This window comes from Winogradskyella sp. ABM4_392, from assembly GCF_056160445.1.
In genome coordinates this window covers 629,488-655,095 of record NZ_JBSWXE010000001.1, presented here as the reverse complement: position 1 = coordinate 655,095, position 25,608 = coordinate 629,488, and the positions used below count along the sequence as shown (strand labels likewise).

The window sequence follows — 25,608 nt, the reverse complement described above, 5'->3', positions numbered from 1 at the left end:
ACTACCTTATTTGTTTATCTATTAATGAAATTGTTTTTGCCGCTTTATCGTAATCATTCTGCATGGTTACATTTGTTATTGGAGTATATCTTGCCAATTCGCAACTCTCTAAAATTGAGATAAACTCAGAAACAACATTATTATCTACATTTTTTTGGGTGAGTAATGTTTCTATTTTTTCTTTATTAAAATCACTCGTCTCAATGCGCAATTTTGCCTTTAAATAATTATGAAGAGCTCGCTCTAATGACTCATAAAATGCTTCCTTTTGTCCAAGATTCTTCTTGGCTTCACTCAAGTACTTTTTTGCTAAACGGTCTGCTTTTCTAATACGACTACCAACTACATCAGCATCGCGTTTGTCTTTTTCTCTTCGGATTACAATAGCTAATGGAATTGCTAGAAACGGTAACAATAACAGACACCAAAAACTTGTTGACTTAAAAAAGTCTTTGGTTGTCATAGACTCCCAATTAGAACTCGTTTTTATAAAAGCAAAAGCATTTGCATTAGGCTTTACGGCCTGTTTAGTTGTTGTTGATGTATTTTCTGAATTCTCAGTAGTAGCCGTTGGCCCTTCGACAACATCTATTATAATTTCGTCTGATGTAATGCGTTTGTAACTTTCGGTTTTAAGATCGAAATAAGAAAACGATATGGATGGTACTGGGTATTTCCCACGATATTGCGGTACAATGGTATAAGTATCTGAAATACTACCTTGCATACCTCCCAGGTTTGTCCTAACGCTCTCTTTATGTTCTGGCTCATATACTTCTAAAGAACTTGGAGTTGTTAACTTAGGCAGTTCAAATAATTTAAGATTTCCTCTACCAGAAACCTCAATTTTTGCTTGTAAGGATTCTGTAGCATTTAATTGATTTTTTGACGTTGTAACCTTAAAATCAAAATCACCAACTGCACCCTTAAAATCTGATGGTTTACCTTGTTCTGGTAATGGTTTTACATTTATAGTCCTACTGCCTGCTGTTACCGTTTTGGGCACTTGAGTCATTATCTGCTGACCAAAAATATTAGCTCTGCCTGTAGGTACTTCTACTGTAATATCTAAAACTAGAGGTTCTAACTTTAATTTTCCTGTTTTTTGAGGATATAAGACTGTTTTTCTTAAGACAACATAACGATAGTCTTCTCCTTTATATTCACCTCTTTGAATGTTAAGCCCTTTTATTTCGATATTCTGACTCCAAAAGTCGTTGTACCTTGGTGTTTGTTTTTCTCTCCAATTACTACTAATTCCAACTTCTGTAGAAACATAAAGCTTATAGACTACCGTTGTTGGTTCGTTTAAATAAGGATTACTATTAGATACTTCAGCCACCAAATGGATTTTGTCTGAGGCGATATCTGAAGCATCTGGCGGACCATTTGGTTTATCTACTGCAGCTGTTACTGTAACGGTTAAAGGAAAGGTTTTGTAAACCTCTCCATCAATCTCTATAGTAGCTTGTTTTATGGTAAATTTGCCTTTCTTTTTTGGTGATAAAAAATAACTATAGGTTTTTTGATACGTTCTTTTACCATTGACATACAAGTTCTTTAAAGACGTATTTGGACCACCAACAACCGTAAAATCATCAAAGTTAGGAGGTACAAAATTGTCTCCGTCTTGATTCATCTCAAAATCAATTCGTAAGCGCTCATTAACACCTAATTTTTGTTTGCTTACTTTGGCTTCAAACTTAACTTGTGCATAGGATATGCCAGACACAAGCAAAAATAAAATTATCGATATGTTTTTGATGATTTTCATTTTATGGCCACAATGATAAGTAACTTCTCTGTAAACTACCAATCTTTTTCTGTCCTTACTTTAGCTCCTTTTTGCTTTTCAGCATTTATTTTTTGCTGAACCTTTTGTTCTTGATTCTGCATGGCTTCAAGAATATTCTTTATTTGCTGAGGAGACATCTGACCTGGTTTGGGTTTAGATTTTTGATTTGGGTCTTTTTTCTCTTTATCTCCTTTACCGTCATCTTTCTTATCATCTTGAGGTTTACCTTTATCGTCTTCCTCTTTGTCTCCTTCTTTTTTCTCGTCGTCGCCTTCGTCTTTATTATCCTTGTTATCTTTATTTTCGTCTTCTTTCTTTTCTTCTTTCTCTTTGTCTTTTTCTTCTTCCTTATTTTCGTCCTTTTTATCATCTTCACCACCACCATCTTGCTGCTGCTCGGCACATTCCTTGGCTAAAGCAAAATTATACCTGGTTTCTTCATCTGAAGGATTATTTCTTAATGCATTTTTGAACGCCTCAACCGCATCTTTACAGTTTTCTTCTTGCATTAAAATATTACCTAGATTGTGAAAAGCTCTGTGCCTTTCATCTTTGGTTTTTGCATTTTCAACAGCTTCTTGTGTTCTAAATAAAGCTTCATTATAATTGCCTTTTTTATAATAAGTATTGGCAAGATTATAAGCACCTACAGCTTTACTAGGTGCATTAGAAATGGCTCTTCTGTACTCCATTTCAGCAGAAATGTAGTCTTCTTTTTGAGCCAATTCATTAGCTTCATAAACCAAATCTGTAGCTTTTCTTTCTTTCTTTAACTGTTCTTTACTCTTGTCTTGTGAATAGCCAAAACAACCTGTTAAAACAACTATAACTAATATGTAAATCTTCATCTTCATATATTCTACTTTAAAAGTAACAAACCCACTAATCATATGCCGTTAAAGAAATTTTAAAAGTTAAAAATTCTCATTAAATAAATTCAATTTCTTTAACCAAGCCGTTTTTCTCTCTAAAAAGAATATCTCAATAAATAACAATAGAATACCTAAACCTAAAAACCATTGAAACTGATCTTTAAAGTCTGCTATTTGTTTAGATTCAAACTCCTTTTTATCCATTTTATCCAAAACGTCTTTGATGGTGTCTACTACGTCTGCTGTATTACTTCCGTTTACGTAAACTCCATCTGTTTCTTCTGCAATTTCCCTTAAAGTGCTTTCGTCTAATCTGGTAATAACTGTTTCTCCATTACTATCTTTTTTGTAATTGAGAACAACACCATTTCGCTTAATAGGTATTGGACCTCCTTTGGCATTACCAACACCAACAGTTAAGATTCTAATACCTTCATCAGAAGCTTCTTCGGCAATATCTACAGCCTCACCACCATGATCTTCACCATCTGAAATGATGATTAATATACGGTTGGTTTGCTCGTCATCATCATAATAGGTTTTAGCCAACTGAATAGCTTCGTGAATTGCTGTACCTTGTGAAGACAACATGTCTGTATTCATATTTTGCAAAAACATCTTAGCAGAAGCATAGTCTGTGGTTATTGGTAACTGCGGAAAAGCTTTGCCTGCATAGGCAATAATACCGACTCTATCGCTAGCAAGACTATTGATGATTTCTCTAACCAATTGTTTTGATTTCTCTAATCGATTTGGTGCAATATCTTCAGCCAGCATACTTTTTGAAACGTCTATCGCAAACACAATATCAACCCCTTGACTACGGACTGTTTCTAATTTAGTGCCAATTTTTGGGTTTACTAAGGCTAGCGACAAACAACCAAATGCAGCACATAGCACTGCCACTTTTAAAACACTTTTGAAGAGTGACTGATTAGGACTAAGGCGATTGAGAAGGTGACTATCTGCAAATTTCTTTTGTGCAGAACGTCTCCAAATTTGTAATAACACAAATAACAATATGATTACTGGTATTACCAGTAAAGTCCAAAACCATATTTTTTCATCTAGTCTAAACAAAGCTTCTAAATATTGTGTTTCTTAATATAATTTCTACTAACAAAAGTAATCCAGCAAGAAGTACTAAAGGCCTGTATTTTTCGTCATAATTGTAATACTTCTTTTCTTGTATTTCTGTCTTTTCTAGCTTGTTAATTTCCTTGTAGATTTCTGCAAGCTTTTTATTGTTTGTCGCTCTAAAATATTGTCCACCAGTAGCATCTGCAATTTCCTCAAGTAACTTTTCATCAATCTCTACTTGCTGGCGACTGTATCTAAACGTTCCATTTGCATTTATAGAACTTGGTGATAATGCCATTCCATTAGTTCCTAAACCTATAGTATAAACTTTAATACCATATTCAACAGCTAATTCACTAGCTATTTTTGGGTCTATAAAACCTGAATTGTTGACACCATCAGTAAGGAGAATAATCACCTTACTTTTAGCTCTACTGTCCTTAAGTCTATTTACTGAAGTTGCCAAGCCCATACCAATAGCAGTACCTCCTTCTATAATAGTGTTGTACTTTATATCTCTTAATGAACGTTGCACAATAGACTTGTCTGTAGTAATTGGCGTTTTGGTATAAGCTTCACCAGCATATTCTACCAAGCCTATTCTGTCATTAGGGCGACCATCTATAAAATCTGCGGCAACTTCTTTTAACGCCTCCAAACGGTTAGGACGCAAATCTTTTGCCAACATACTTGCAGATACATCTATAGCCATTACAATATCAATACCTCTTGTTGTTTTTGTTTTGGTAGACACATCGACAGTTCTAGGTCTTGCAAGTGCTGTGATTAATAAAGCTAAAGCAAGTATTCTTAGTGTAAATAATATATGCTTGAACTTTGACCAAAACGAAGTTGTTCCTTTAAATCCTTTTATGCTTGATATTTTTAACTCTGCCGATTGCTTATTGTACTTAAACACGTACCATGCTATTGCTATTGGCAAAAGCAATAGAAACCAAAACAATTCTTTATTTAAAAACTCTATATTTTCAAACATTATTCTTCGTTTTCTTGTGCAGGTTCTTGTGTGTATATCTTAATAGAGTTAAAGACTTTTTCTTCTATTGACACAGAATAACTATCATCTGTTTTATAAAGGATATAGTAAACATAAATATTAGACTCGTTCTTAAAACTTATGATTTTATAGCTTGTATCAATCTTGTCATCACTAATATCTAGCGGTATTTTCATTGTTCCTTTGACTTGAAAACCTTTAATTCCGTTTTCAGTCTCAAATTCTCCATTTATTACAACGATGTCTTCAGCTTTTAGTTCCTTTTCAAATGCAGATACCTGAGCCATTCCTAAAGTTTTTTCATCTAATAATTGAAGTGATTCATCAGAATTTTCTGCTATAGTGACGCATATGGACAATTTGCTTTCATCATCTGTAAAATAAAACTTATCATAATCACTATCAACGAAGGTCTTTTCTTCTTTTGTCAATCGTCGTAAGACATCTGGCGTGCTTATCTCAAAAGGCGGAACACCATATTTACTTGTAACCCATTCGCCTTCTAATAGTTCTTTACTTTGTTTACGAAAAATAGTATCTAAAGTGTATGTAAAACCATATTTAAGATTAAAGCCATCTTCGTGTAAATAACTGTTTTTTATTACAAAACCCATAAAAGTGGCAATAAGCAGAAAGACTGAAACGACAGCTGTAATTATCACTTTTTTTCGTTTCCTCTTGCGTTCTTGCTCTTCTTTGTATTGTTGGTCTAATAGTTTTTCTTCTTCGCTTGGTTCTGGCAAAACGGCTTTTACACTATCAATCTCTTTTTCAATAGTAGCTCTATCCATTTCAATAAGCGCTGTGTCTGGAGCGGACTTAGCAAATTTTACTAAATCGGCACGCTTTAAAATGGTTTCGAGATTAAGAATAGTCTCTTTTGTAAACGGAAATTGATTGCCTTCTTTTAAAAGTTGAAGTCTTTGAATAAGTTCACCTGTAGTGCTCTCTAAAGAACGATCATAGACTTTCTCATCTAAATATTTTCTGATAATCATTGTTAGTTCAGAATAATATTCTTTGACTTCTGAACGCATCAAATATTGACTATTATCTAGTTTTTTTAAAGCTAATTTTGCTCTATCGTAAGGTGGTAATAAGGCTATCTCTTCTTCCTCTGTTAGAGGTTTTTCTCTCCAAACAAACCACCACAACAAAAAGCCAATTAAAGCTAAGGTTGCTAGAATTACTAATAACCAAATCCACCAATTACTACTGCTTTTTTCAACTTCAATAATGGGTTTTATGTCGTATAGTTTCTGCTTCGTAGTATCAACTTGAACTGTACCAACATCTACACGTAAAGAATCCGTAAAGAATGGCTTTTCTCCAATAATTATTTTTTGTCTTGGAATTACATACGAACCCGAATCAAACTGTGTAAGCTTGTAAATCCTAGACAATTTGAATTTTGAATCTTTCTTAGTAGTATCAATATCTAACGCTTCTACAGCCTCTAGTGGCATAAAGGTTTGTCCCTCTGGAAAAACAACCAATGCAGTAGAATCTGCTTCAACCTCTATTTTGTAGTTGATTTGTTCGCCTATTCTAATTTTAGTCGTATCAATCTCAGTTGTAACTTGGCTGAAAGAGATGAGAGATAATAGAAAAGAGATGAGAGATAACATTATTCTCTGTCTATCTACCCTAAGAACATTATGTAATTTTTTACTTTTCACGTCTAACTTAAATCTATCCTCTTCGTTTAAAATATCCTAGCAGTTTTTTTACGTAGCTTTCGTCTACTCGACAGTCTATACTGCCAGCACCTGACTTGGTAAAACTATCTTTAAAATAATCTACCTTTTCTCTGTAAAATTTACCGTAATTCAGTCTTACATTTTTAGATGCGGTGTTTACCAAAAGTAATTCGCCTGTTTCTTCATCTTCCATTTGTACCATTCCGATGTTTGGTATGGTCTCTTCGTGCTTATCATAAACTCTTATACCTGTAATATCGTGTCTGCCAGCTGCAATTTTAAGATTTTGCTTATAATCGTCTGCTATGAAATCTGAAAGCACAAAAACAATGGCTTTTTTCTTCATTACGTTAGACAAAAACTTGAATGCTTCGGCTACATTGGTTTTTTTACTTTTTGGCTGAAATTCTAACAACTCTCTGATAATTCTTAGTACGTGAGAGCGTCCTTTTTTTGGTGGAATGTAAAGTTCGATTTCATCTGAAAATAAAATCAAACCTATTTTATCATTGTTTTGTGTTGCTGAAAAAGCTAATGTTGCGGCAATTTCGGTAACAATCTCATCTTTAAATTGATTTTTTGTTCCAAAGAATTTACTACCAGAGACATCTGCCATAAGCATCATGGTTAGTTCGCGTTCTTCTTCAAAAACCTTTACATACGGTTCGTTGTAACGTGCTGTAACGTTCCAATCTATATTTCTTACATCATCACCAAATTGATACTGACGAACTTCGGAGAATGTCATACCACGACCTTTGAAGGTAGAATGATATTCGCCTCCAAAAATATGATCAGACAAACGACGTGTCTTAATCTCTATTTTTCGTACTTTTTTTAGAAGTTCTTTTGTAGTACTCATGCCTTTAAAGATTTTAGATCGAATCTATGTTTGTTTTCGTTGAGTACATTTAGGACTTTATTTGTTTTTTGCTTGAAAAAATTATCTAAAGTCCATGAGTAATTTTTATCAATAGTGTTTATATTTAGCTCTGTAGGTCTATTATAATACCCGAGAATTATATTAAAATTTTGAATATTTTTCCAATACACAATTTCCTTGTTGTCTTTGTATGAAATATATTCATCATTAATTTTGAGGATGTATGTATATCTGAAATACTTAAACAAATCCCATATAACAAACCCTAAGCCAATACCACCAAAACCGTATAACAATCTTCTATTGTCTTCATAAAACTCTTTAAAAAAGAACATCCCAACAATAAGCATTATAAAAATTATACTATTGGTTAGGCTTGGTTTAAAAAAAGTATCTCTTTCAACCTCTTTGTTAATATCTATAACAAGTTTTCTGTCTTCCTTTAATCGATTGTAATAAAACTTTTTAAGTTCTATCTTTTGAGATTGAGACTTTATTTCAATTCTTTTGAAAAATTTACTCTCGTTTATTAATTTCTTGTTTAATGCCTCCTCTTGAAACCTATGAATATCTTTTACATTTTTGCCAACCCATATTTTAAATTTAACAACATTTATCCCATACCAAACAAACGGTAGAATAATTCCCAGTAAAATAAAACTAACACCTAGTATAGATACAGCAACATTGTTTTTATCTTCCCTAAAAGCATACAGCAATATTGGCAAACAAACAAACATAAAAAAACACAGTATAAGAACAGCTGGAATGTTAATCCATCTCTGTCCTTTTTTTAAAGCTTCAGAAACTTTTATGTTTTGTTGGTAACTCACTTAGAAATTATTTTAGAAGTTCTTTAGTATCAATCTTTTCAATCTTCGATTGAAGATTGTTGATATGCGATTTCAGAAATCGTTATTCGTCATTCTTAAACCTAAAATCTTAAGGCACTTCTATCTCATTAACAATCTTGTTAATGATGTCTTCTGAAGTTACATTTTCTGCCTCAGCTTCGTAAGTAATTCCTATTCTGTGACGTAATACATCGTGTACAACGGCTCTTACGTCTTCTGGGATTACATAACCTCTTCGCTTTATAAACGCGTAACATTTAGCTGCAGTCGCCAAATTGATACTACCACGAGGAGAGGCACCAAAAGAAATTAAAGGTTTTAAATCCTCAAGTCTGTACTTTTCAGGATAACGTGTTGCGAAAATGATATCTAGAATGTACTTTTCAATCTTCTCGTCCATATAAACTTCTCTAACTGCTTCTTGGGCACTTAAGATTTGTTTGATGGAAACTACTGGGTTGACTTTATCAAATGAACCTTTAAGGTTAGCTCTTACTATAAGTTGCTCTTCGTCTAGCTTTGGATAATCAATTACTGTCTTAAGCATAAAACGGTCAACCTGAGCTTCTGGTAACGGATATGTTCCTTCTTGCTCTACGGGGTTTTGTGTTGCCATTACTAAGAACGGCTTGTCTAATACAAATGTTTCATCACCAATAGTTACCTGCTTTTCTTGCATCGCTTCTAATAGAGCAGACTGGACTTTTGCAGGCGCTCTATTGATCTCATCTGCTAAGACAAAATTTGCGAATATTGGCCCCTTTTTTATAGAGAAATCATTCTCTTTAATGTTATAAATCAACGTACCAATAACATCCGCAGGCAATAAATCTGGCGTAAACTGTATTCTACTAAAACTTGCATCAATGGCTTTAGACAATGTGTTTATAGCTAATGTTTTTGCTAAACCTGGTACACCTTCCAAAAGAATATGTCCTTGACCTAGTAGACCAATTAACAAACGTTCTACCATATGTTTTTGACCCACTATAACCTTATTCATTTCTAAGGTTAGTAAATCAACAAATGCACTTTCTTTTTCAATCTTTTCATTAATTGACTTAATGTCAACTGTACTCGTTTCTTCCATATTTGTTAAATATAAGAGCTTATCTTTTCTAGTGATTTATTCGGTGATGCAAAATGTTAAAATTATTCGGTCTTTGCTGTTAACAATTGGTTAAAAAATAAAGAGCAAAACCACTACAGTATTGCTCTTACATCTTCATTAATTAAGGATTGTTGTAATTAATATTCAATTTGTCTTATTGCTGTATATAATTTAGGGTTTAAAACCATAATATTTTCTTCTTGATTATAGGAAACTGACTTCTCTAAGTCTATATCTATAACCATATCATATCGCCTTTTAGAATTAAGTTGTGTTTCAATTAAATTTGAAGGTTTTGCATTACCCAAGTCTAAGCTATGAAGCACATGGTTGATATCCATAAAATTATTATCACCTAGCACCAATCTAATTTCATAAACATAGGTAGCTTCAACTTCAAAATCATCAACTAACAGCAAAGTGTTATCCTCTTTAAGGTCCGACACATTAAAAACTCCTTGATTGATTGTATTTAAACTCTTCCATGAGCTGTTACTATTAGGGTTTTCTCCAATTCTAATCTGAACATCTTGAATATCAAAATACACCTTACTCTGGGATTGATTAGAACTTTTAAGTTTTACCGTAATCTGTGTTGACTGGGTACTATCCTCAATATCGTCTTTAGCACAGCTCGACATTGTTATCACTAGTGTAAGTAAGAATAGAATCTTAATGAATTGAAATTTTTTCATGATTTGGGGAAATGGAATAATTACATATCAAGAATACTTTAATCTTCAGGATTTCAGTATTTTTATACACCAATTGCAAAAAAATCCATATAACCTGAAAAAAAAGTGAAATATTCTCGATTAATTGCAGGTACAATGACCTGGGGAAGTTGGGGCAAACAACTCTCAAAACGTGACATGGCAGACTTAATGCACCATTGCCTTTCTAATAACATTACAACTTTTGACCACGCTGATATTTATGGCGCTTACACAACCGAAGCTGATTTTGGCAAAGCTTTTATCCATTCTGGTATTAAGCGGGAAGACATTCAGTTAATCTCAAAGTGTGGTATTCAATATTTAGCTGACAACCGAAACAACAAGGTAAAACATTACGATTACTCTAAAGACTATATTATTTGGTCCGTTGAAGAATCCTTAAAAAATCTTGAAACAGAATATTTAGACTTACTTCTTCTGCATAGACCAAGCCCTTTAATGGTTGCTGAAGAGATAGCAGAAGCGATAACCATCTTAAAAAAAGATGGGAAAATTAGAGATTTTGGTGTTTCAAATTTTACGCCTTCCCAAATGGAAATGGTTGGATTGCGAATGGATATTGACGTTAACCAAATTGAATTTTCGCTCACGCAACATTCAGCAATGCATGATGGCACGTTAGACTACATCAAAACAAATGGAATAAAACCTATGGCTTGGTCTCCATTGGGTTCTGTTTTTAGAGAAGACAATGAACAAACAAGACGCATCCATAAACAACTTGGTGAGTTGATGGACAAATACAACGCCACAGAAGACCAACTATTATTAGCTTGGATTATGAAACATCCTTCAGGAATTCATCCTGTGGTTGGCACTACTAATAAATCAAGACTTAAGCAAGCTGTTGAAGCTTCTAAAATTGACTTAGAACTTGAAGACTGGTTTTTAATATTAGTAGCAAGTCAAGGCCATAAAGTCCCTTAATTATGAAAAAAACAGCATTAATAACAGGCGCTACAAGTGGTATTGGTAGGGCTACTGCTCATGAGTTTGCTAAACACGGCATTAACCTGATACTATGTGGACGGAGACAACAACGATTAGATAGTATCGAAAAGGCATTGTCTAAACAAACTGATGTCCATACCTTAAATTTTGACGTTCGAGATAAGGAAAAGACACTTGAAGCTATTGCTTCGTTACCTCCAGAATTTCAAAATATCGATATCCTAATTAACAACGCAGGTAATGCTCATGGATTAGACCCAATACAAGACGGAAGTCTTGATGATTGGGATGCCATGATGGATATTAACGTAAAAGGCTTGCTATATGTTAGTAAGGCTGTAATTCCCAGAATGACAGAGCGTCAATCCGGACATATCATCAATATTGGCTCATCGGCAGGAAAAGAAGTTTACCCAAAAGGCAATGTGTATTGCGGTAGTAAACATGCGGTTTTGGCAATAACAGAAGGTATGCGTATAGATCTTAACCCTTTCGGAATAAAAGTTTCTGCTGTGAATCCAGGCTTAGTAGAAACGGAATTTTCACAAGTGCGATTTAAGGGTGGAAATCAAGCTGATAATGTTTACAAAGGTTATAAAGCTTTACAACCCGAAGATGTAGCAGAGGTCATCTACTTTGCTGTATCCAGACCTGCTCACGTTAATATAGCAGATGTGCTAATGTTTTGTACTGCACAAGCGAATTCTACTATTGTGAAGAAAGACTAATGAAAGTAGATATCAAATCTCAATGGTTTAGTTTAGCCTCTGAATACACTAAAGATGATTTTTTAATAAATTCTCTTTGGTTAGAGATTTCGAAACATTACTCTGAAAAGAATAGATATTATCACACGCTTTCACATATTCAAAATATGCTTCTCCAAGCAAAAAGCTTTGAAGATAAAATTGTAGATTTTGACGCTTTACTTTTTGCCATTTGGTATCATGACATTATTTATAAATCAACAAAAAAAGACAACGAAGAAAAAAGTGCACTTTTTGCTAAAAAAAGTCTAAAATCACTAAATTTTGAAGAAAATCGACTTATAAACATTCAAAACTTAATACTTTCTACAAAAAAGCATTTTCTTATTTTAGATAAAAATATGGATAATGCTTATCTTTTAGATTTTGATTTATCTATTCTTGGATCTGATTGGGATACCTATAGAAATTATACTATTCAAATTAGAAAAGAGTATAAGATCTATCCTGATTTCATGTACAAACCAGGAAGAAAAAAAGTGCTTCAGCATTTTTTAGAAAGAGAAACGTTATATTTTACAAAAGCTTATCAGGCTACTCATGAAAATCGTGCTAGAGAAAATCTAAAAAAAGAATTAGAACTACTATAAATATTGAGATTCCTGCTTTCACAGGAAATATTATGATTAACAAACGCCTCCTCATAAAAAATCTACTGGCTCACAATGATGAGAACAGTTTTTATGATAAAAAGCGAAAAGTTGATATCAGCCACAAAGAAGGAAAAGCTAAATTTTTAAAGCACATTTGCGCGCTGTCTAACAGCAATCCTAAAAACAACTCTTACATTGTTATTGGTGTTGAGGATGAAGACAATAAAATTGTAGGCACCGATTTTTTTGACGATAGTAAAATACAAAACCTTATCAACGCCTATCTCACCAATCCACCAATAGTGCAATATGAGAACATTCCGTTTCCGCATTTACCAGACGACAAAGTTGTTGGTTTGGTAACCATTAGACCAATTGATAAAATCACTTCTTTACGCAAAAATATCTGGAAATACTATGGAGGCTCTGTTTTCTTTAGAGATGGCAGCATGAGTATGCCCAAAGTGTTTGATATTGAAATTAAAGACGTTAACTCCAAGATTGTTGCTGCTATAGAAAACCATGCACAAAACAACATTGAGCTAACATTAAATGGTGTATTCGATTTTATGAATAAGCGCCAGGATTTTAATCCACAATACAAAGTCTTCAAAGAGTATTTTGTGCTCTGTTGGTCTGGACAAAAAAAACACGTTAAAAATGAAGTCTTTTACTCACGCGTAGATATTGAAATGATAAATGAACAAGTACGCTTATTTTATTCTGCATTAGATGAAGTTGCGATTTTTTATGATGACAATTCCTTTAAAATTGTAGAATATGTTCGTCTTGGGCTTCAACAATCTTTTAAGTACTATAAACTAGAAGAACAAATCATTCATTTTGATGAAAATGCAAATTATTCTATTGAAGCCAATCTAGTTTTTGATCCTCCTCAATTTGACAGGAAAGTTTTATATCACATTTATAACACCAATAATACTTTACTCGAAAAGCTAGAAAAAGGAATTACCATTGCTAATCATGAAATTTCAGATTTAAAAAATTTAGCGGCAAGTTATTTAATTTGTTACCTCAACGGTTTTGAAGACGCATTACCAAAACTAGAATATGCAAAACCTTATATAAAAAAGTACGATTCTGACTTATATAAGTCTTATAAAGAAACTATTAGAATTTTACGTAAAGTGAAATACAATTAGTTTAGTCGGATTTTTAGATTGTTTTATCCTTGTTTTTTGCATCTTGTCGGATATGATTTTAAGTGAGTGCAGATTATACATTTTTTTCTACCATTCATCAAAAAATTAGGAGTAAGAAAGATTTAATATGCATCTTTGAAATGCTATTAATCAATTATATAACCTTGTTTCAGCACGCTTTTTAAGCTAAGCCTGAGACAAGGTTTATTGTTTTAGTTAGGTATCAACTGAAATTCTAAAACCTGAGTAATGACATGGCAATTGTCTTCAGTTTTGTCAACTAAAACGGGATTGGAAATAAAGGATTGATAGTTATCTGATGTTACTTCAATAATGTAGGTTCCTTCTCGTTCACCTGCTCCTAAAAAATAATCTGAATTTTCAATCCTTGTAAGTTGCTCTTCGTAAGAACCGTTTTTGGCAGTTACAGTAATACCATCCGTTATTATGGCTTGGGTATTTGTATCTTTAAAGGTAACGTTAAGTCCAAAAACATATACTTCTGTACAGTTTTGTGGATTGGAATCATCAGAATTACACGAAAACATTAAAATTACAGCTAATAATATAAATGGACTCTTCATCATTTTTGCCTTTTTTTAAAATTACTAAAAAAGGAACTGAATTTTAAATTCTAGATAAAATTGAGTTTTTCAAAATCCTGATTTAAAACTATTCTGTCATCAGCGTTTAACCATTTTCTTAAAACTGTAGCGTAAACAGTTCTAAAATCAATTTCATATTTTAAATCTCCATTATCATCTAGATCATTTAAACTCGATAGACTATTATATAAACCAGATTTTTTTAAACTTTCTCCAATAACAAATACATTGTTAGCTGCTCCATGATCTGTTCCGTTACTGTAGTTTTGTTTAACACGTCTTCCAAATTCTGAAAAAGTAAGAATTAGAGTATTTCTGAATTTATTATTCTTTCGTAAATCCTTCACAAAAGCTTCAACAGCTTCGGCATAATTCTTTAAAAGTTTATCTTGTCTTCCTACTTGATTAGCGTGTGTGTCAAAACCACCTAGTGAGGTATAATAAATGTTAGTGTCTAAACCAGATTTAATGAACTGACCAACCACTTTTAATTGATTAGATAACGATGATGTTTTAGGATAACTATCCGATAAATTGGAATCTAAGGCAGTCTCATACAAATACTTTGCAGAAGACTTTGCATCAATCATTGTTTGATATAAATACCCTAGGTTATGCTCATCGTGATGACTATGATCATGGTAAGATAAAATAGTATTAAAATCAGATTCTTGAAGAGATCTATAGAGTTGCTTAGCGTTTCTTGTTGCTATTCCATTTCTTCTTTCGCCTCGTAAAGCCAAATCTAAATCATCATTAATCTGAATGGCGTTGTATGGTTTTTTTCCGTATTTATCTAAATAACGTCCTATCCAACCAGAATCTAAAATATTACTATGGTCACTAGCTGTTTGCCAAATATCTGAGGACACAAAATGAGAACGGCTTGGATTAGGATAACCTACATTATTTATAATACTGAGATAACCTTGATCATATAACTTTTTTAAAGGCATTAAATTCTTATTAAAGCCTAAATCATCATTTAACCTTATTGTATCCTTCTGCTTTAATGCAATTTTTGGTCTGGCATTGTAATAGATATCATTATTTACAGGAATAATGGTATTTAATCCATCATTCCCTCCTTTTAGATGAATAACTACCAGATTGCGATGCGTGTTTAAGTTTGGCACCAAATCATCAAATGCTTTTAAAAAGTTTGGCACTAATGCCATACCAGTTGCAAGGCTTGTGTTTTTTATAAAACTTCTTCTTTTCATGTTTACCAAATTTTTATTATCTAACACATTTGATATTCTGGTAACGACATTAAGTTTACCAAATTTTTCCGACTAGGTCGTCTCCCAAATCTTTTAATATAATTTGCTGTCCCTCTATTTACTTCACATACAATTAAAGTGTCTTTTAACATTTCTAGTGAGATCTTTTTAACACTTTTTCTGTAAGCTCTCCAATCTACATATACCGTTAATTTTTCTTGGTACTTGTTTTTAACCGATACAATTCTTAGGTTTTTAAGATTGCCTTTGTATTGGTAACTATAGCTTTCCTTTTCTAGAATCATAGAAGGTAACTTTATTCTCAACATTAAGCTGTTTGTCGTTATCCATGATTTTCCTCCTTTCCATCCGGCAACATTTGGTGGATTAAACAGAAACTGATCTAATAGTGTTTGAAGTCTAAATAACTCTTCGTTTTTAGTAAAATATACAGGTACCATTCTCTGAATACCTACAATAAGATCTATTGGAGATTTAATCTTAGTTCCTATGTTTTCTTTATTATAAAACCAATCTGAATTAAACACATAACGCATTAGCTTTTCAATATCATATTCACCATAGAAAACATCAACCATTTCACTAACATGTTCTGCATTTATTGTTGTATTAACAAAGTATGAATAAATTTTTTCACAGATATATTGCGCACATTGTTTTTGCTCAAGTATAATGTCTATGATATCATCACCATCAAAATCTCCCTCTTTACCAAAAAAATGCTTAACTCCAGTATCATGTCTATTTTTTACAAACCTAAAATCTCCATTAAATTTAAAATGATAGCCTGTAAAAGCTCTTGCACATTCTTTAATATCTTTCTCTAAGTAGTTACCTTCACCTAATGTAAATAATTCCAAAAGCTCTCTCGCAAAATTCTCATTTGGACTATTTTTTCTATTCTGACTTAAGTTTAAGTACTTTATCATTGAAGCCTCTTTAGAAATAGCCTTTACAAAGTCTTTAAAATTACCTAATGCGTGTGTTCTTAGGGTTGTATTATAATTCAAGATATGTGCAGTCGTCATATCTTTACAAACAAAATGGTTTGCCCAAAATAAGGTCATGCGTTCACGTAATACCCTAGGTGTTTTTTCTAATCTTTTAAACCAAATAGTGTTTAGAATTTTTGTTTCTTCTCTATTGCGGTCGTTAAATTTTTGACGCAATTCTTTATTGTCCTTTACTTTATCTTGTGGAAAGGCTTTTAAAAATGATAAATCTTTTTGAAGTGGCACTACCTCTTTTGATTTTTCAAATAAATCACTCACCAAGGCTTCTTTACTAAATGATGCTAAGTATTGTAATTCTTTAGGTTTTAAGCCAAATCCTGCTCTCCAATATAGATGTTGAACTTCTTTGTAGGTCATATCCTTTAGACTAGAAAATAATTAGAATGTTTAATATCTTAATAAAATAAAAAACCGCTCCTATTCTAATGGAACGGTTTTTTAAAAGTATTTATTTTCCACCATCAAGTTGGTCTTGCCAATTTTTTAAATCAGCCCAACGCCCTTCATGTGCCATTTTAGCTTGCTCTGGCCAAGTATCTGGCTTGTGCATTCTAAACCTTTCACCTCCACTTTGTAATACTTGCTGACACTTGTCTACCGAGCACTGAGATAAGGCTTTCCAAGTTTTAACATCGTGATTATGGAATAACTCTTGTATTTTTGGTCCAATACCTTCTACAACGGTTAAATCATTCTCTTTTATTTTCTTACCAAAAACTGCTTTGGCAGCATCAGCATCAAAAGCAATTGCAGTAGTACTAGCTGCAAAAGATGAAGCTAAATTGGTATTAGCTGACTTTAAATCAGACTCTAGTTTTGTTTTACTCGTTCTGCACGCTTCTAAATCGGCTTCAAGTTTAGCGATTCTATCGCTATTATCATTTTCACCTCCAAATAGTCTTCCTAATAAGTAGCCTAATAACGCACTAATTAGACCAACAAGTAATGGGATTAATATACACCAGTTCATAATTTTATATTGTTTTAAGTTTTAGTTAATAGTTATTTCGGTTCGTCTGTTTTTTGTACGACCCTCTTCAGTTGCATTGTCCGCTATTGGTTGCGTTTGGCCTTTGGAAGTCGCTTCAATATTATCTTCCAAAATACCATTAGCCACAAGGTATTGTTTCGCAAAATCTGCTCTTCCTTGTCCTAAGGTCATATTCTGTTCTGCGTTTCCTGTGTTATCGGTGTGGCCAACCACTTGCACTTTAACACCTAGCTTATCTACACAACGAGATATATCTGCTATTTTTTGACGTTGTTCTGCTGTTAAATTAATCTGAGCAGCGCCTGTTTTAAAATACAAAACGATAGGATTTTTTCTTATAGAATCACAAGCTGCTGTTAAGGCTTCATCTATTGCACCTTCTTCAAATGTTAGCATTCCAAATTTTAGCGGTCCGAACAATGTTCCTGCATCATCAGGATTAATATCATCATTTAATTCACCATGAACATCTATTTGCCTAGATGAAACACCTTTAGACACCAAGTAATTTTTAACGGAATTTGCTCTTGCTAACCCCAAATTAGGAAATGCTGAATTATTAGTTTCATCACTTCTGTAATAACCCGTAATGTCAACATCCTTTAATGGATTTGCAACTAAATAATCTTTTAACCTAATAACTTCAGACGAAACGCCTTCAGAAATTGGTTCTAAAATTGAAAAGTTCGATGTTTTAAAATTAAAGTTGTCATTAATTTTAATGTTGAAGTCACCATCAGTATCCGAAATAGTTAATGCATTTCGAGTTGCTGAAATAACTTCAGGTTCTACAACAGTATTGGTTTCTTCTGTTTCAGCCTCTCTGCTCTGATTGCAATAACAATCATCGCATAAGTAGCAATACAATAAAGTACCAATAATAATAGTAAGTAAAATACCTAGAAGGTAAGTTGTTTTTTTACTCATTAGTTAGTGTTTTAAGTTATTGTTTTATAAGATATTAAAAAAAATTAACACCCATTAACAATATTTTTGAAACACTTAAACTAAAAAAGTCACTTCCTAGGAAGTGACTTTTGTTCTATTCTGGTTTAAAAGGTGGTGGTGGGCAAATGGGATAAACAAATTCTTTGGGAATTTTATTTCTTTTTGAATCATTACTCTCATGATAAAACCCAAATGTATGACTCCACCAACTTTTTAACGGCTCTATTTTTGTAAACAAATAGGTGTTTTCAATTTTATATTCACTTTCAGATATATCTATACTTACAATTGCTGCAAAATAATAATCGAAAGTTTTTTCATCGACTTGCCTATAAGCAAATAAATTAAAAGCAAATAATGATGGATCTACAGAAGGTCCAATATAACTTCCTATAAATAATCGAACATCATTATCATCTAAGGCTTTTTTATATTTAAGTAATTTAGAATATGACCAAGGGTTACTATCAGCATCAAACTCTTTTAAGTATTCAATATCACCTTGCTTAAGCCTTTTAGTAAAAGCTTTACCAATAGAATCAATTGATTTATAGTTAATACTATCTTGAGCATTTACATTAAAAGCAAATGCCAACACCATCGTTAGTACATATAAATGCAGTTGTTTCAATACGGTAAATTAAAGATCGAACTTAATCCCTTGTGCTAAAGGTAATTCATCAGAATAATTAATAGTATTGGTTTGTCTTCTCATATAAACCTTCCAAGAGTCTGAGCCAGACTCACGTCCTCCACCAGTTTCTTTTTCACCACCAAAAGCACCACCTATTTCTGCTCCAGATGTTCCGATGTTTACGTTAGCAATACCACAATCACTTCCTGCATACGATAAGAATTTTTGAGCTTCTTTCATGCTTTCAGTCATAATAGCTGATGATAAACCTTGTGCTACACCATTTTGAAGTTCAATGGCATTTTCAACATCTCCAGAATATTTCATTAAGTATAAAATTGGAGCAAATGTTTCGTGTTGCACAATGTCGTAATGGTTTTCTGCTTCAATAATTGCTGGCTTTACATAACATCCACTTTCATAGCCTTCACCATCTATTACTCCGCCTTCAACTAATACATTTCCGCCTTCAGCTTTTGCTTTTTCAATAGCAGCTAAATACGTATTAACAGCATCTTTATCAATTAATGGCCCAACATGATTGTTTTCGTCTAAAGGATTTCCGATTTTTATTTGTCCATAAGCACCAACAATAGCATCTCTTACTTTATCGTAAACAGACTCGTGAATGATTAATCGTCTAGTAGAAGTACAACGTTGTCCGCAAGTTCCAACAGCTCCAAACACCGCTCCAGGAACTACAACCTTAAGATCTGCAGAAGGTGTAATAATAATAGCATTGTTCCCACCTAATTCTAATAACGACTTACCAAAACGCTCAGCAACTGTTTTTCCAACAATACGTCCCATTCTTGTAGATCCTGTTGCAGATACTAAAGGAATACGAGTATCAGTGGTCATATATTCTCCAACTTTATAATCACCATTAACAATGCAAGAAATACCTTCTGGCAAGTTATTTTCTTTTAAAATTTCAGCAATGATATTTTGGCAAGCTACTGAACATAATGGCGCTTTTTCTGAAGCTTTCCATACACAAACATCACCACAAATCCATGCTAGAGCTGTATTCCAAGACCACACGGCAACTGGGAAGTTAAATGCCGAAATAATACCTACCACACCAATTGGATGCCATTGCTCTCTCATTACGTGACCTAGACGCTCAGAAGGAATCGTTTGTCCATTTAACTGTCTAGATAATCCAACAGCAAAATCACAGATATCAATCATTTCTTGAACCTCACCATAACCTTCTTGAAGTGATTTCCCCATTTCATAAGATACTAACTTACCTAATGGTTCCTTTAAGTCTCTTAATTTGTTACCAAATTGGCGTACAATCTCTCCACGTTGTGGAGCAGGTACATCTCTCCATGTTTTAAATGCTTTAACAGCAGTTTCCATTACACGGTCGTAATCTTCTCTTGTCGATCCTTTAACTGACCCTATTAAATTCCCATCTACTGGAGAAAACGACTCAATTAATTCACCATTAGAAAACCACTCAGAGCCTGTAGAGCTTCCATCATTTATGGCTTTTACACCTAATTGCTCTAATGCTTCTTTTATTCCGAAATCGGTAGCAATTGCTTCCATATACGTCTTTTTTTTATGAATTATTAAAATTTGCCACGAAGTTACTAATAATTTATCAGTTTAGCTTGAAGTCTGAGACTTTATAACGTAACTTTAAAGCTCTTATAAAAGCCAACCATTATGAAGAAATTCTTTCCTCTTTTCCTGTCTTTTTTTATTGTTTTTAGTTGTGGCGAATTAGTCCCAAATCCTGATGATAATCCAGAAAATATTACACGAGAAAATCCAGAACCAAAGGTTGAAACTACGGATTTTGCAATTATTATTCATGGTGGTGCAGGCACAATTCTTAAAAAGAATATGACACCTGAAAAAGAAGCTGCTTACAAAGCAAAACTCGAAGAAGCCATTAGAGTTGGCTATAACATTTTGAAAGATGGTGGAAGCAGTCTTGATGCCGTTGAAAAAACTATTAACGTGTTAGAAGATTCACCATTGTTTAATGCTGGAAAAGGTGCTGTCTTTACCAATGCCGAAACCAACGAACTCGATGCTTCTATAATGGACGGAGAAACCCTAAACGCTGGTGCATCTGCAGGTACTACCACAGTTAGGAATCCAATTAATTTAGCAAGAGCTGTAATGGAAAAGTCAAAACACGTAATGCTCTCAGGAAAAGGTGCCGAAATCTTTGCCGAAGAACAAGGTCTAAAACTAGTTGACCCATCTTATTTTTATACCGAAAACCGATTAGAATCCTTGAGACGTGTAAAAGAGCGTGAAGCACTAAAAGAAGTAAAAATAGATTCCGAATCTGCCTACTTAGACTTCTACGATGCGGATATTAAAAATTCAAAATTCGGAACTGTTGGTTGTGCAGCACTCGATAAAAACGGAAATCTCGCTGCTGGTACTTCAACAGGTGGAATGACCAACAAACGTTATGGTAGAATTGGCGACGCACCTATTATTGGTTCTGGTACGTATGCCAATAACGCAACCTGTGCCGTATCGAGCACTGGTTGGGGAGAATATTTCATAAGAGCACAAGTTGCTCACGATATTTCAGCGTTGATGGAATACAAAGGCCTAAGCCTAAAAGACGCTGCTAAAATTGTTCTCGATAAAGTAAAAACACTTGGTGGAGATGGTGGGATTGTGGCTGTTGATAAAAACGGTAATATGGTGGCTGATTTTAATACGGCTGGTATGTACAGAGCCACAATGAATGACAAGGGAGAATTAACGATTGGGATATATGAGCAATAGTTTGTAACAAATTACTATCTTCATACACAAATAGTTAACCAACCTCAACTACACCATCAACCTCATCTGCTTTCAATCTAAAGAAAGTAAATGATTAAATTTTTTAGGCGAATACGCCAAAGACTTCTTTCTGAAAACAAATTCAGTAAATATCTAATCTATGCCTTTGGTGAAATAATTCTTGTGGTAATTGGAATTTTGATAGCATTGCAAATTAACACCTGGAACCAAAATAGAATTGATTTAAAAATTGAAAAACAGTTATTATCTGAACTCTTAGAAAATTTAGAAGTTAATGAGTTAAGGCTTAAAAAAAGTATTGAAGAAGAATATCGAACTGGTAAATCCATACAATTTGTAGTTGAAGTTTTAGAAAACAAAAGTGTTTACAATGATAGTATGAACTACCATTTTGGTAGAGCAGATTTCACTTCAGATATTGTAATCGCTAAAACTGCTTTTGAGGCTATTAAATCAAGAGGGTTCCAAATCATTTCCTCAGATGCACTAAGAAAAGAAATAATCGATCTTTTCGATTCAGAATATACCGTTTTATTGGCACAAACTGTTCGTTTAGAAGATCAGTTTTGGCCAAATGCAGCCTTACCACTTTTTCATAAACACTTTAGACTTATAGAAATGAAGGCTAGAACCTTTGACAAAACACTTTATGATGCCAAACCTATAGATTATGATGCGTTATTACAAGATGAGGTTTACATTAATATGATAAAACATAGAGGATCTTTTCGATATGCTGGAGCGGATTTAAAAAAGAAGGCCTTAGAAAAAACCAAAGCACTTAAAGAACAAATAAATAGTAACCTAAAAACCTTGTAGCGCTATTATGATTAAATTCTTCAGACATATTCGTCGTTCTCTCTTAAACGAAAACAAAATGGGTAAATACTTTAAATATGCCATAGGCGAAATTATCCTTGTGGTTATTGGGATTTTAATAGCTCTACAAATAAACAACTGGAATGAACAGTCGAAAGCAAAAAAATCTGCTGAAGTACAATTGAGTCTATTATATCAAAATGTATCCGACGACCTCACTTTATTAAATTCCTTAAACACTAATATTGCTCGTAATTTGGAATCGTGTCAAAAGCTTTCAGATCAATTTCAACAAATAAAACCGTTCGATTCACTGACCACAAGTTATATAATAGACAATTTGTTCGAATGGAATTATTATGGTAACACTTCTGCTTATGAAAAATTAAATCAAAGTGGAGAGTTTTCAATTTTACCCAAATCCCTACAGAGCGATATTACATATTACTACAATCTATTAAATAGGGTAAAAGAGCGAGAAGAAATCTCTAATACATTTATAAAAAAAGATTTAGAGCCACATTACTTTGATAATTACAGTATTTATCACAGAAAAGGCAGTAATCTTCATCCAATTATGAGCGAGTACTATGAGGATGATAAAAGGAATCCAATAGCTCTTAACCTAGAAAAAATATCAAATGATAATAAAATGTCAACATTAATATTTGCAAGGTATTATCAAATAAGAAATCAACAAGAGTTATACAAAGAGGCCATTAAAAAGGCCAAAGACATTCAAAGTTCTATTAATGATTATCTAAAAATAAATAATGATAAAATTCTTTAAACATATTCGTCGCTCACTAATTAACCAAAACAAAATGGGTAAATATTTTAAATACGCCATAGGTGAAATTCTACTTGTAGTTATTGGAATCCTAATTGCACTTCAAATTAATAATTGGAATGAAAGCCAAAAATCAGCAAAGCAAGAAAAAACCTATTACTGCAAGATTGCCGAAGATTTACAAGTAGATATTAAAAATATCGATAGTTCATTGGTCACTATAGATAAGCGTGTAGAAAGCGTAGAACGGTTTTTGAAAAACCTTTTAAGAATCCAAAAAGATAAACAAGTTGTTTTAAAAGACTTTATAACAACAATTAGATACTATAAATTCATTCCAACCAAACCAGCCATTACAGATATCACTTCATCTGGAAAACTAGAAACGCTTAGAAATCAAACTTTAAAAAACAGAATTTTAAGCCATTATACAGAACAAGATAATGCATTACGAATTAATGATATAAATTCTAATGCGCTTATTGAAGAACTTTTTTCCATAGAAAAATATGCAGACTTTGGGATTCAAGAAGTACCAGAATATCAAATTATGTTTGATGAAGAATTGCAAGACTTACTATCCAGCAAACAATGGCAACAAAACCCAAATGACGAATTGTTTATTAAGATAAAGGATATGATGATTTTAAATTTGATTCACAGTGGACGTGAAAAACAGCTCCTTAAAGGAATTAAAGCAAATGCCGAAGAATTGAATACTCTGTTAGTTGAAAACTGCAATTGAGATGATTAAATTCTTTAGACATATTCGTCGCTCACTAATTAACCAAAACAAAATGGGTAAATATTTTAAGTACGCTATCGGTGAAATTATATTAGTCGTTATTGGAATTCTAATTGCACTACAAATTAACAATTGGAATGAAAATAGAAAGTTAAAATCTAAAGCAGATATTTATGTAAATAAAATAATAAATGATCTTAAAGTGGATACTCTAAATATTAATGCACTAATTAATAAAGCCGGTAAACACAAAAAAGTCATTGCCAATTATTTCGAATATTTTGATTCTGTAGGTTCTTCAAATATAAATGTAGAGCAATTAATTGATAGCATTAATGACTTAGAAGTATTTTATCTAAAATATTTCCCTGTAAACAAAACGTTTAAAGACATGGAATCTTCAGGTAATAGTGACTTATTATTAGATTCACATAGAGATTTTCTTATAAACCTTGTATCATTTCAAAGTGAATTAGAAATTATTAATCAATCTTATGTAGACATAGCTATCGAGGAAAATCAGAAAAGTCTTCAACAATTAGGAAATAACACAAATTTTTACAAAAACCTAAACAGGAAAAACTCTAAAGAGCGCCAAATTCAGGGTTTATTGCATAAACATCTTTTTTTAAATGCTTTAGACGACCTCTATCTTTATATAGATTTAAGAGGTAAAAAAATAATTGAAACGTCTATTGAAGCTATAGATTTATTAACAGAAAAAAACGATGATTAAATTTTTCCGTCATATACGTCGCTCACTAATTAACCAAAACAAAATGAGTAAATACTTTAAATACGCCATTGGAGAAATCATACTCGTTATGATTGGTATCCTTTTAGCATTGCAAGTCAACAACTGGAACAACAATCGTGTAGAAGTCAAAGAAGAAAAAGAGGTAATTGCAAAATTGCATACTGATTTTAAGGAAAATAAAATATTACTGAATGATTTTTTAACTGACCTTAACAATCAAACAAATACTCAAAAAATATTAATGAATTTGGTCGGGAGTTCTAAAGAGATCCTTAATACGCATAATTTAGATAGCCTGTTTTATGTATCCTTTGGTGCTAGCGAATTAGCTTTTGCAGATAACACTATTAAAAACCTAATGCAAAGCGGAAAATTAAACCTTTTAAAAAATGAAAAAATAACAACCTTACTTTATAAATGGAATACACTGACCGAAATTAGAAATACAAGACTGAAAAAATTTGACGAGTGGGCAAATGATAAAGTTATCCCTTATCTATTAGACAAAATATCATTTAAGCAAATGGATATGAATAGCAATTATTCTTGGGCTGGACCATCTAAAGTAAAACCAGATTATTATCCATTGTTTCAAGACATCTCTTTCGAAAATTACATGGACAACCATCTTTGGTATGCACAACAACTCATTGAGCGCTGCAAAGAAACCGACATACTCATCGACGACATTATAGAAGCAACAAAAACAGCAGAACTATGATAAAGTTCTTCCGTAAAATCAGATATG

Annotated in this window: 26 protein-coding genes; 10 read left to right on the top strand and 16 right to left on the bottom strand. The window is 32.7% G+C overall.

All coding sequences use genetic code 11. The features are described from left to right. Position 1 precedes the first annotated feature (1 nt). From ACXAFS_RS02750 to ACXAFS_RS02710, 9 genes are all read right to left on the bottom strand, one after another. Positions 2–1,774: a BatD family protein gene (locus ACXAFS_RS02750; protein ID WP_475305140.1), complete on the bottom strand. Its 1,773-nt coding sequence runs from the start codon at positions 1,772–1,774 to the stop codon at positions 2–4. Between the two features lie 35 nt (positions 1,775–1,809). Next, a complete protein-coding gene (locus ACXAFS_RS02745) occupies positions 1,810–2,643 on the bottom strand; it encodes a tetratricopeptide repeat protein (protein WP_475305138.1) in 834 nt (277 codons plus the stop codon). Between the two features lie 66 nt (positions 2,644–2,709). After that, positions 2,710–3,747, bottom strand: a complete 1,038-nt coding sequence (locus tag ACXAFS_RS02740) for a VWA domain-containing protein (protein ID WP_475305136.1) — start codon at positions 3,745–3,747, stop codon at positions 2,710–2,712. After that, positions 3,740–4,744: a vWA domain-containing protein gene (locus ACXAFS_RS02735; RefSeq protein ID WP_475305135.1), complete on the bottom strand. Its 1,005-nt coding sequence runs from the start codon at positions 4,742–4,744 to the stop codon at positions 3,740–3,742. Before ACXAFS_RS02735 ends, ACXAFS_RS02740 begins: the two co-directional genes overlap by 8 nt. Next, positions 4,744–6,393, bottom strand: a complete 1,650-nt coding sequence (locus tag ACXAFS_RS02730) for a hypothetical protein (RefSeq protein WP_475305133.1) — start codon at positions 6,391–6,393, stop codon at positions 4,744–4,746. The genes ACXAFS_RS02735 and ACXAFS_RS02730 overlap by 1 nt, the downstream gene beginning before the upstream one ends. Before the next feature lie 64 nt (positions 6,394–6,457). After that, a complete protein-coding gene (locus ACXAFS_RS02725) occupies positions 6,458–7,327 on the bottom strand; it encodes a DUF58 domain-containing protein (protein WP_475305132.1) in 870 nt (289 codons plus the stop codon). Next, the gene (locus tag ACXAFS_RS02720; RefSeq protein ID WP_475305131.1) at positions 7,324–8,181 is read right to left on the bottom strand and encodes a hypothetical protein; all 858 of its coding nucleotides are present in this window, start codon (positions 8,179–8,181) and stop codon (positions 7,324–7,326) included. Before ACXAFS_RS02720 ends, ACXAFS_RS02725 begins: the two co-directional genes overlap by 4 nt. A 109-nt stretch (positions 8,182–8,290) precedes the next feature. Beyond that, positions 8,291–9,292 carry an AAA family ATPase gene (locus tag ACXAFS_RS02715; RefSeq protein WP_475305129.1) on the bottom strand — a complete coding sequence of 334 codons (1,002 nt, stop codon included), beginning with the start codon at positions 9,290–9,292 and terminating at the stop codon, positions 8,291–8,293. Positions 9,293–9,450: 158 nt separating this feature from the next. Beyond that, positions 9,451–10,008 carry a DUF4382 domain-containing protein gene (locus ACXAFS_RS02710; protein ID WP_475305128.1) on the bottom strand — a complete coding sequence of 186 codons (558 nt, stop codon included), beginning with the start codon at positions 10,006–10,008 and terminating at the stop codon, positions 9,451–9,453. A 105-nt stretch (positions 10,009–10,113) separates the two neighbouring features. On the opposite strand from ACXAFS_RS02710, the gene ACXAFS_RS02705 reads away from it, so the two are divergent. From ACXAFS_RS02705 to ACXAFS_RS02690, 4 genes are read left to right on the top strand one after another with little or no spacing between them, the layout of a single operon-like run. After that, entirely contained in the window at positions 10,114–10,977 is an 864-nt protein-coding gene (locus ACXAFS_RS02705; RefSeq protein WP_475305127.1) for an aldo/keto reductase, read from the top strand. Between the two features lie 2 nt (positions 10,978–10,979). Continuing rightward, a complete protein-coding gene (locus tag ACXAFS_RS02700; protein WP_475305126.1) occupies positions 10,980–11,729 on the top strand; it encodes an SDR family NAD(P)-dependent oxidoreductase in 750 nt (249 codons plus the stop codon). Then, positions 11,729–12,358, top strand: a complete 630-nt coding sequence (locus ACXAFS_RS02695; RefSeq protein ID WP_475305125.1) for an HD domain-containing protein — start codon at positions 11,729–11,731, stop codon at positions 12,356–12,358. Before ACXAFS_RS02700 ends, ACXAFS_RS02695 begins: the two co-directional genes overlap by 1 nt. A 32-nt stretch (positions 12,359–12,390) precedes the next feature. Further along, a complete protein-coding gene (locus ACXAFS_RS02690) occupies positions 12,391–13,524 on the top strand; it encodes a DUF5929 domain-containing protein (RefSeq protein WP_475305124.1) in 1,134 nt (377 codons plus the stop codon). Positions 13,525–13,736: 212 nt separating this feature from the next. Here ACXAFS_RS02690 and ACXAFS_RS02685 read toward each other — a convergent pair whose 3' ends face one another. The 7 genes from ACXAFS_RS02685 to amaB all read right to left on the bottom strand — a co-directional run bounded on the left by ACXAFS_RS02685 (position 13,737) and on the right by amaB (position 20,519). After that, complete coding sequence (locus tag ACXAFS_RS02685; RefSeq protein ID WP_475305122.1) at positions 13,737–14,111, bottom strand: hypothetical protein; 375 nt, start codon at positions 14,109–14,111, stop codon at positions 13,737–13,739. Between the two features lie 47 nt (positions 14,112–14,158). Next, positions 14,159–15,352, bottom strand: a complete 1,194-nt coding sequence (locus tag ACXAFS_RS02680) for a DUF1501 domain-containing protein (protein WP_475305121.1) — start codon at positions 15,350–15,352, stop codon at positions 14,159–14,161. 20 nt (positions 15,353–15,372) lie between these two features. Further along, the gene (locus ACXAFS_RS02675; RefSeq protein WP_475305120.1) at positions 15,373–16,743 is read right to left on the bottom strand and encodes a DUF1800 domain-containing protein; all 1,371 of its coding nucleotides are present in this window, start codon (positions 16,741–16,743) and stop codon (positions 15,373–15,375) included. Between the two features lie 91 nt (positions 16,744–16,834). Beyond that, on the bottom strand, positions 16,835–17,356 hold the full coding sequence (locus tag ACXAFS_RS02670; RefSeq protein ID WP_475305119.1) for a hypothetical protein: 522 nt from the start codon (positions 17,354–17,356) through the stop codon (positions 16,835–16,837). Between the two features lie 21 nt (positions 17,357–17,377). Beyond that, positions 17,378–18,304: an OmpA family protein gene (locus ACXAFS_RS02665; RefSeq protein ID WP_475305117.1), complete on the bottom strand. Its 927-nt coding sequence runs from the start codon at positions 18,302–18,304 to the stop codon at positions 17,378–17,380. 115 nt (positions 18,305–18,419) lie between these two features. Next, complete coding sequence (locus ACXAFS_RS02660) at positions 18,420–18,956, bottom strand: hypothetical protein (protein WP_475305116.1); 537 nt, start codon at positions 18,954–18,956, stop codon at positions 18,420–18,422. A 9-nt stretch (positions 18,957–18,965) separates the two neighbouring features. Next, the gene (gene amaB, locus ACXAFS_RS02655; RefSeq protein ID WP_475305115.1) at positions 18,966–20,519 is read right to left on the bottom strand and encodes an L-piperidine-6-carboxylate dehydrogenase; all 1,554 of its coding nucleotides are present in this window, start codon (positions 20,517–20,519) and stop codon (positions 18,966–18,968) included. A 120-nt stretch (positions 20,520–20,639) separates the two neighbouring features. On the opposite strand from amaB, the gene ACXAFS_RS02650 reads away from it, so the two are divergent. The 6 genes from ACXAFS_RS02650 (at position 20,640) to ACXAFS_RS02625 (ending at position 25,581) form a co-directional block, all read left to right on the top strand. Continuing rightward, positions 20,640–21,728, top strand: coding sequence for an isoaspartyl peptidase/L-asparaginase family protein (locus ACXAFS_RS02650; RefSeq protein WP_475305114.1), 1,089 nt, complete (start codon positions 20,640–20,642; stop codon positions 21,726–21,728). Positions 21,729–21,818: 90 nt separating this feature from the next. Further along, entirely contained in the window at positions 21,819–22,568 is a 750-nt protein-coding gene (locus ACXAFS_RS02645) for a hypothetical protein (protein ID WP_475305113.1), read from the top strand. 7 nt (positions 22,569–22,575) lie between these two features. Continuing rightward, complete coding sequence (locus ACXAFS_RS02640; protein WP_475305111.1) at positions 22,576–23,358, top strand: DUF6090 family protein; 783 nt, start codon at positions 22,576–22,578, stop codon at positions 23,356–23,358. Then, positions 23,342–24,103, top strand: a complete 762-nt coding sequence (locus ACXAFS_RS02635; RefSeq protein ID WP_475305110.1) for a DUF6090 family protein — start codon at positions 23,342–23,344, stop codon at positions 24,101–24,103. Before ACXAFS_RS02640 ends, ACXAFS_RS02635 begins: the two co-directional genes overlap by 17 nt. A 1-nt stretch (position 24,104) precedes the next feature. Next, positions 24,105–24,839 carry a DUF6090 family protein gene (locus ACXAFS_RS02630; RefSeq protein WP_475305109.1) on the top strand — a complete coding sequence of 245 codons (735 nt, stop codon included), beginning with the start codon at positions 24,105–24,107 and terminating at the stop codon, positions 24,837–24,839. Between the two features lie 43 nt (positions 24,840–24,882). Next, on the top strand, positions 24,883–25,581 hold the full coding sequence (locus ACXAFS_RS02625; protein WP_475305108.1) for a hypothetical protein: 699 nt from the start codon (positions 24,883–24,885) through the stop codon (positions 25,579–25,581). Positions 25,582–25,608 lie beyond the last annotated feature (27 nt).

Excerpts from the sequence above, each read along its gene's own strand:
- ACXAFS_RS02750 (WP_475305140.1), bottom strand. The coding sequence starts at position 1,774 with ATGAAAATCATCAAAAACATATCGATAATTTTATTTTTGCTTGTGTCT.
- ACXAFS_RS02745 (WP_475305138.1), bottom strand. The coding sequence starts at position 2,643 with ATGAAGATTTACATATTAGTTATAGTTGTTTTAACAGGTTGTTTTGGC.
- ACXAFS_RS02735 (WP_475305135.1), bottom strand. The coding sequence starts at position 4,744 with ATGTTTGAAAATATAGAGTTTTTAAATAAAGAATTGTTTTGGTTTCTA.
- ACXAFS_RS02730 (WP_475305133.1), bottom strand. The coding sequence starts at position 6,393 with ATGTTATCTCTCATCTCTTTTCTATTATCTCTCATCTCTTTCAGCCAA.
- ACXAFS_RS02725 (WP_475305132.1), bottom strand. The coding sequence starts at position 7,327 with ATGAGTACTACAAAAGAACTTCTAAAAAAAGTACGAAAAATAGAGATT.
- ACXAFS_RS02715 (WP_475305129.1), bottom strand. The coding sequence starts at position 9,292 with ATGGAAGAAACGAGTACAGTTGACATTAAGTCAATTAATGAAAAGATT.
- ACXAFS_RS02710 (WP_475305128.1), bottom strand. The coding sequence starts at position 10,008 with ATGAAAAAATTTCAATTCATTAAGATTCTATTCTTACTTACACTAGTG.
- ACXAFS_RS02700 (WP_475305126.1), top strand. The coding sequence starts at position 10,980 with ATGAAAAAAACAGCATTAATAACAGGCGCTACAAGTGGTATTGGTAGG.
- ACXAFS_RS02695 (WP_475305125.1), top strand. The coding sequence starts at position 11,729 with ATGAAAGTAGATATCAAATCTCAATGGTTTAGTTTAGCCTCTGAATAC.
- ACXAFS_RS02690 (WP_475305124.1), top strand. The coding sequence starts at position 12,391 with ATGATTAACAAACGCCTCCTCATAAAAAATCTACTGGCTCACAATGAT.
- ACXAFS_RS02685 (WP_475305122.1), bottom strand. The coding sequence starts at position 14,111 with ATGATGAAGAGTCCATTTATATTATTAGCTGTAATTTTAATGTTTTCG.
- ACXAFS_RS02680 (WP_475305121.1), bottom strand. The coding sequence starts at position 15,352 with ATGAAAAGAAGAAGTTTTATAAAAAACACAAGCCTTGCAACTGGTATG.
- ACXAFS_RS02675 (WP_475305120.1), bottom strand. The coding sequence starts at position 16,743 with ATGACCTACAAAGAAGTTCAACATCTATATTGGAGAGCAGGATTTGGC.
- ACXAFS_RS02670 (WP_475305119.1), bottom strand. The coding sequence starts at position 17,356 with ATGAACTGGTGTATATTAATCCCATTACTTGTTGGTCTAATTAGTGCG.
- ACXAFS_RS02665 (WP_475305117.1), bottom strand. The coding sequence starts at position 18,304 with ATGAGTAAAAAAACAACTTACCTTCTAGGTATTTTACTTACTATTATT.
- amaB (WP_475305115.1), bottom strand. The coding sequence starts at position 20,519 with ATGGAAGCAATTGCTACCGATTTCGGAATAAAAGAAGCATTAGAGCAA.
- ACXAFS_RS02650 (WP_475305114.1), top strand. The coding sequence starts at position 20,640 with ATGAAGAAATTCTTTCCTCTTTTCCTGTCTTTTTTTATTGTTTTTAGT.
- ACXAFS_RS02645 (WP_475305113.1), top strand. The coding sequence starts at position 21,819 with ATGATTAAATTTTTTAGGCGAATACGCCAAAGACTTCTTTCTGAAAAC.
- ACXAFS_RS02640 (WP_475305111.1), top strand. The coding sequence starts at position 22,576 with ATGATTAAATTCTTCAGACATATTCGTCGTTCTCTCTTAAACGAAAAC.
- ACXAFS_RS02635 (WP_475305110.1), top strand. The coding sequence starts at position 23,342 with ATGATAAAATTCTTTAAACATATTCGTCGCTCACTAATTAACCAAAAC.
- ACXAFS_RS02630 (WP_475305109.1), top strand. The coding sequence starts at position 24,105 with ATGATTAAATTCTTTAGACATATTCGTCGCTCACTAATTAACCAAAAC.
- ACXAFS_RS02625 (WP_475305108.1), top strand. The coding sequence starts at position 24,883 with ATGAGTAAATACTTTAAATACGCCATTGGAGAAATCATACTCGTTATG.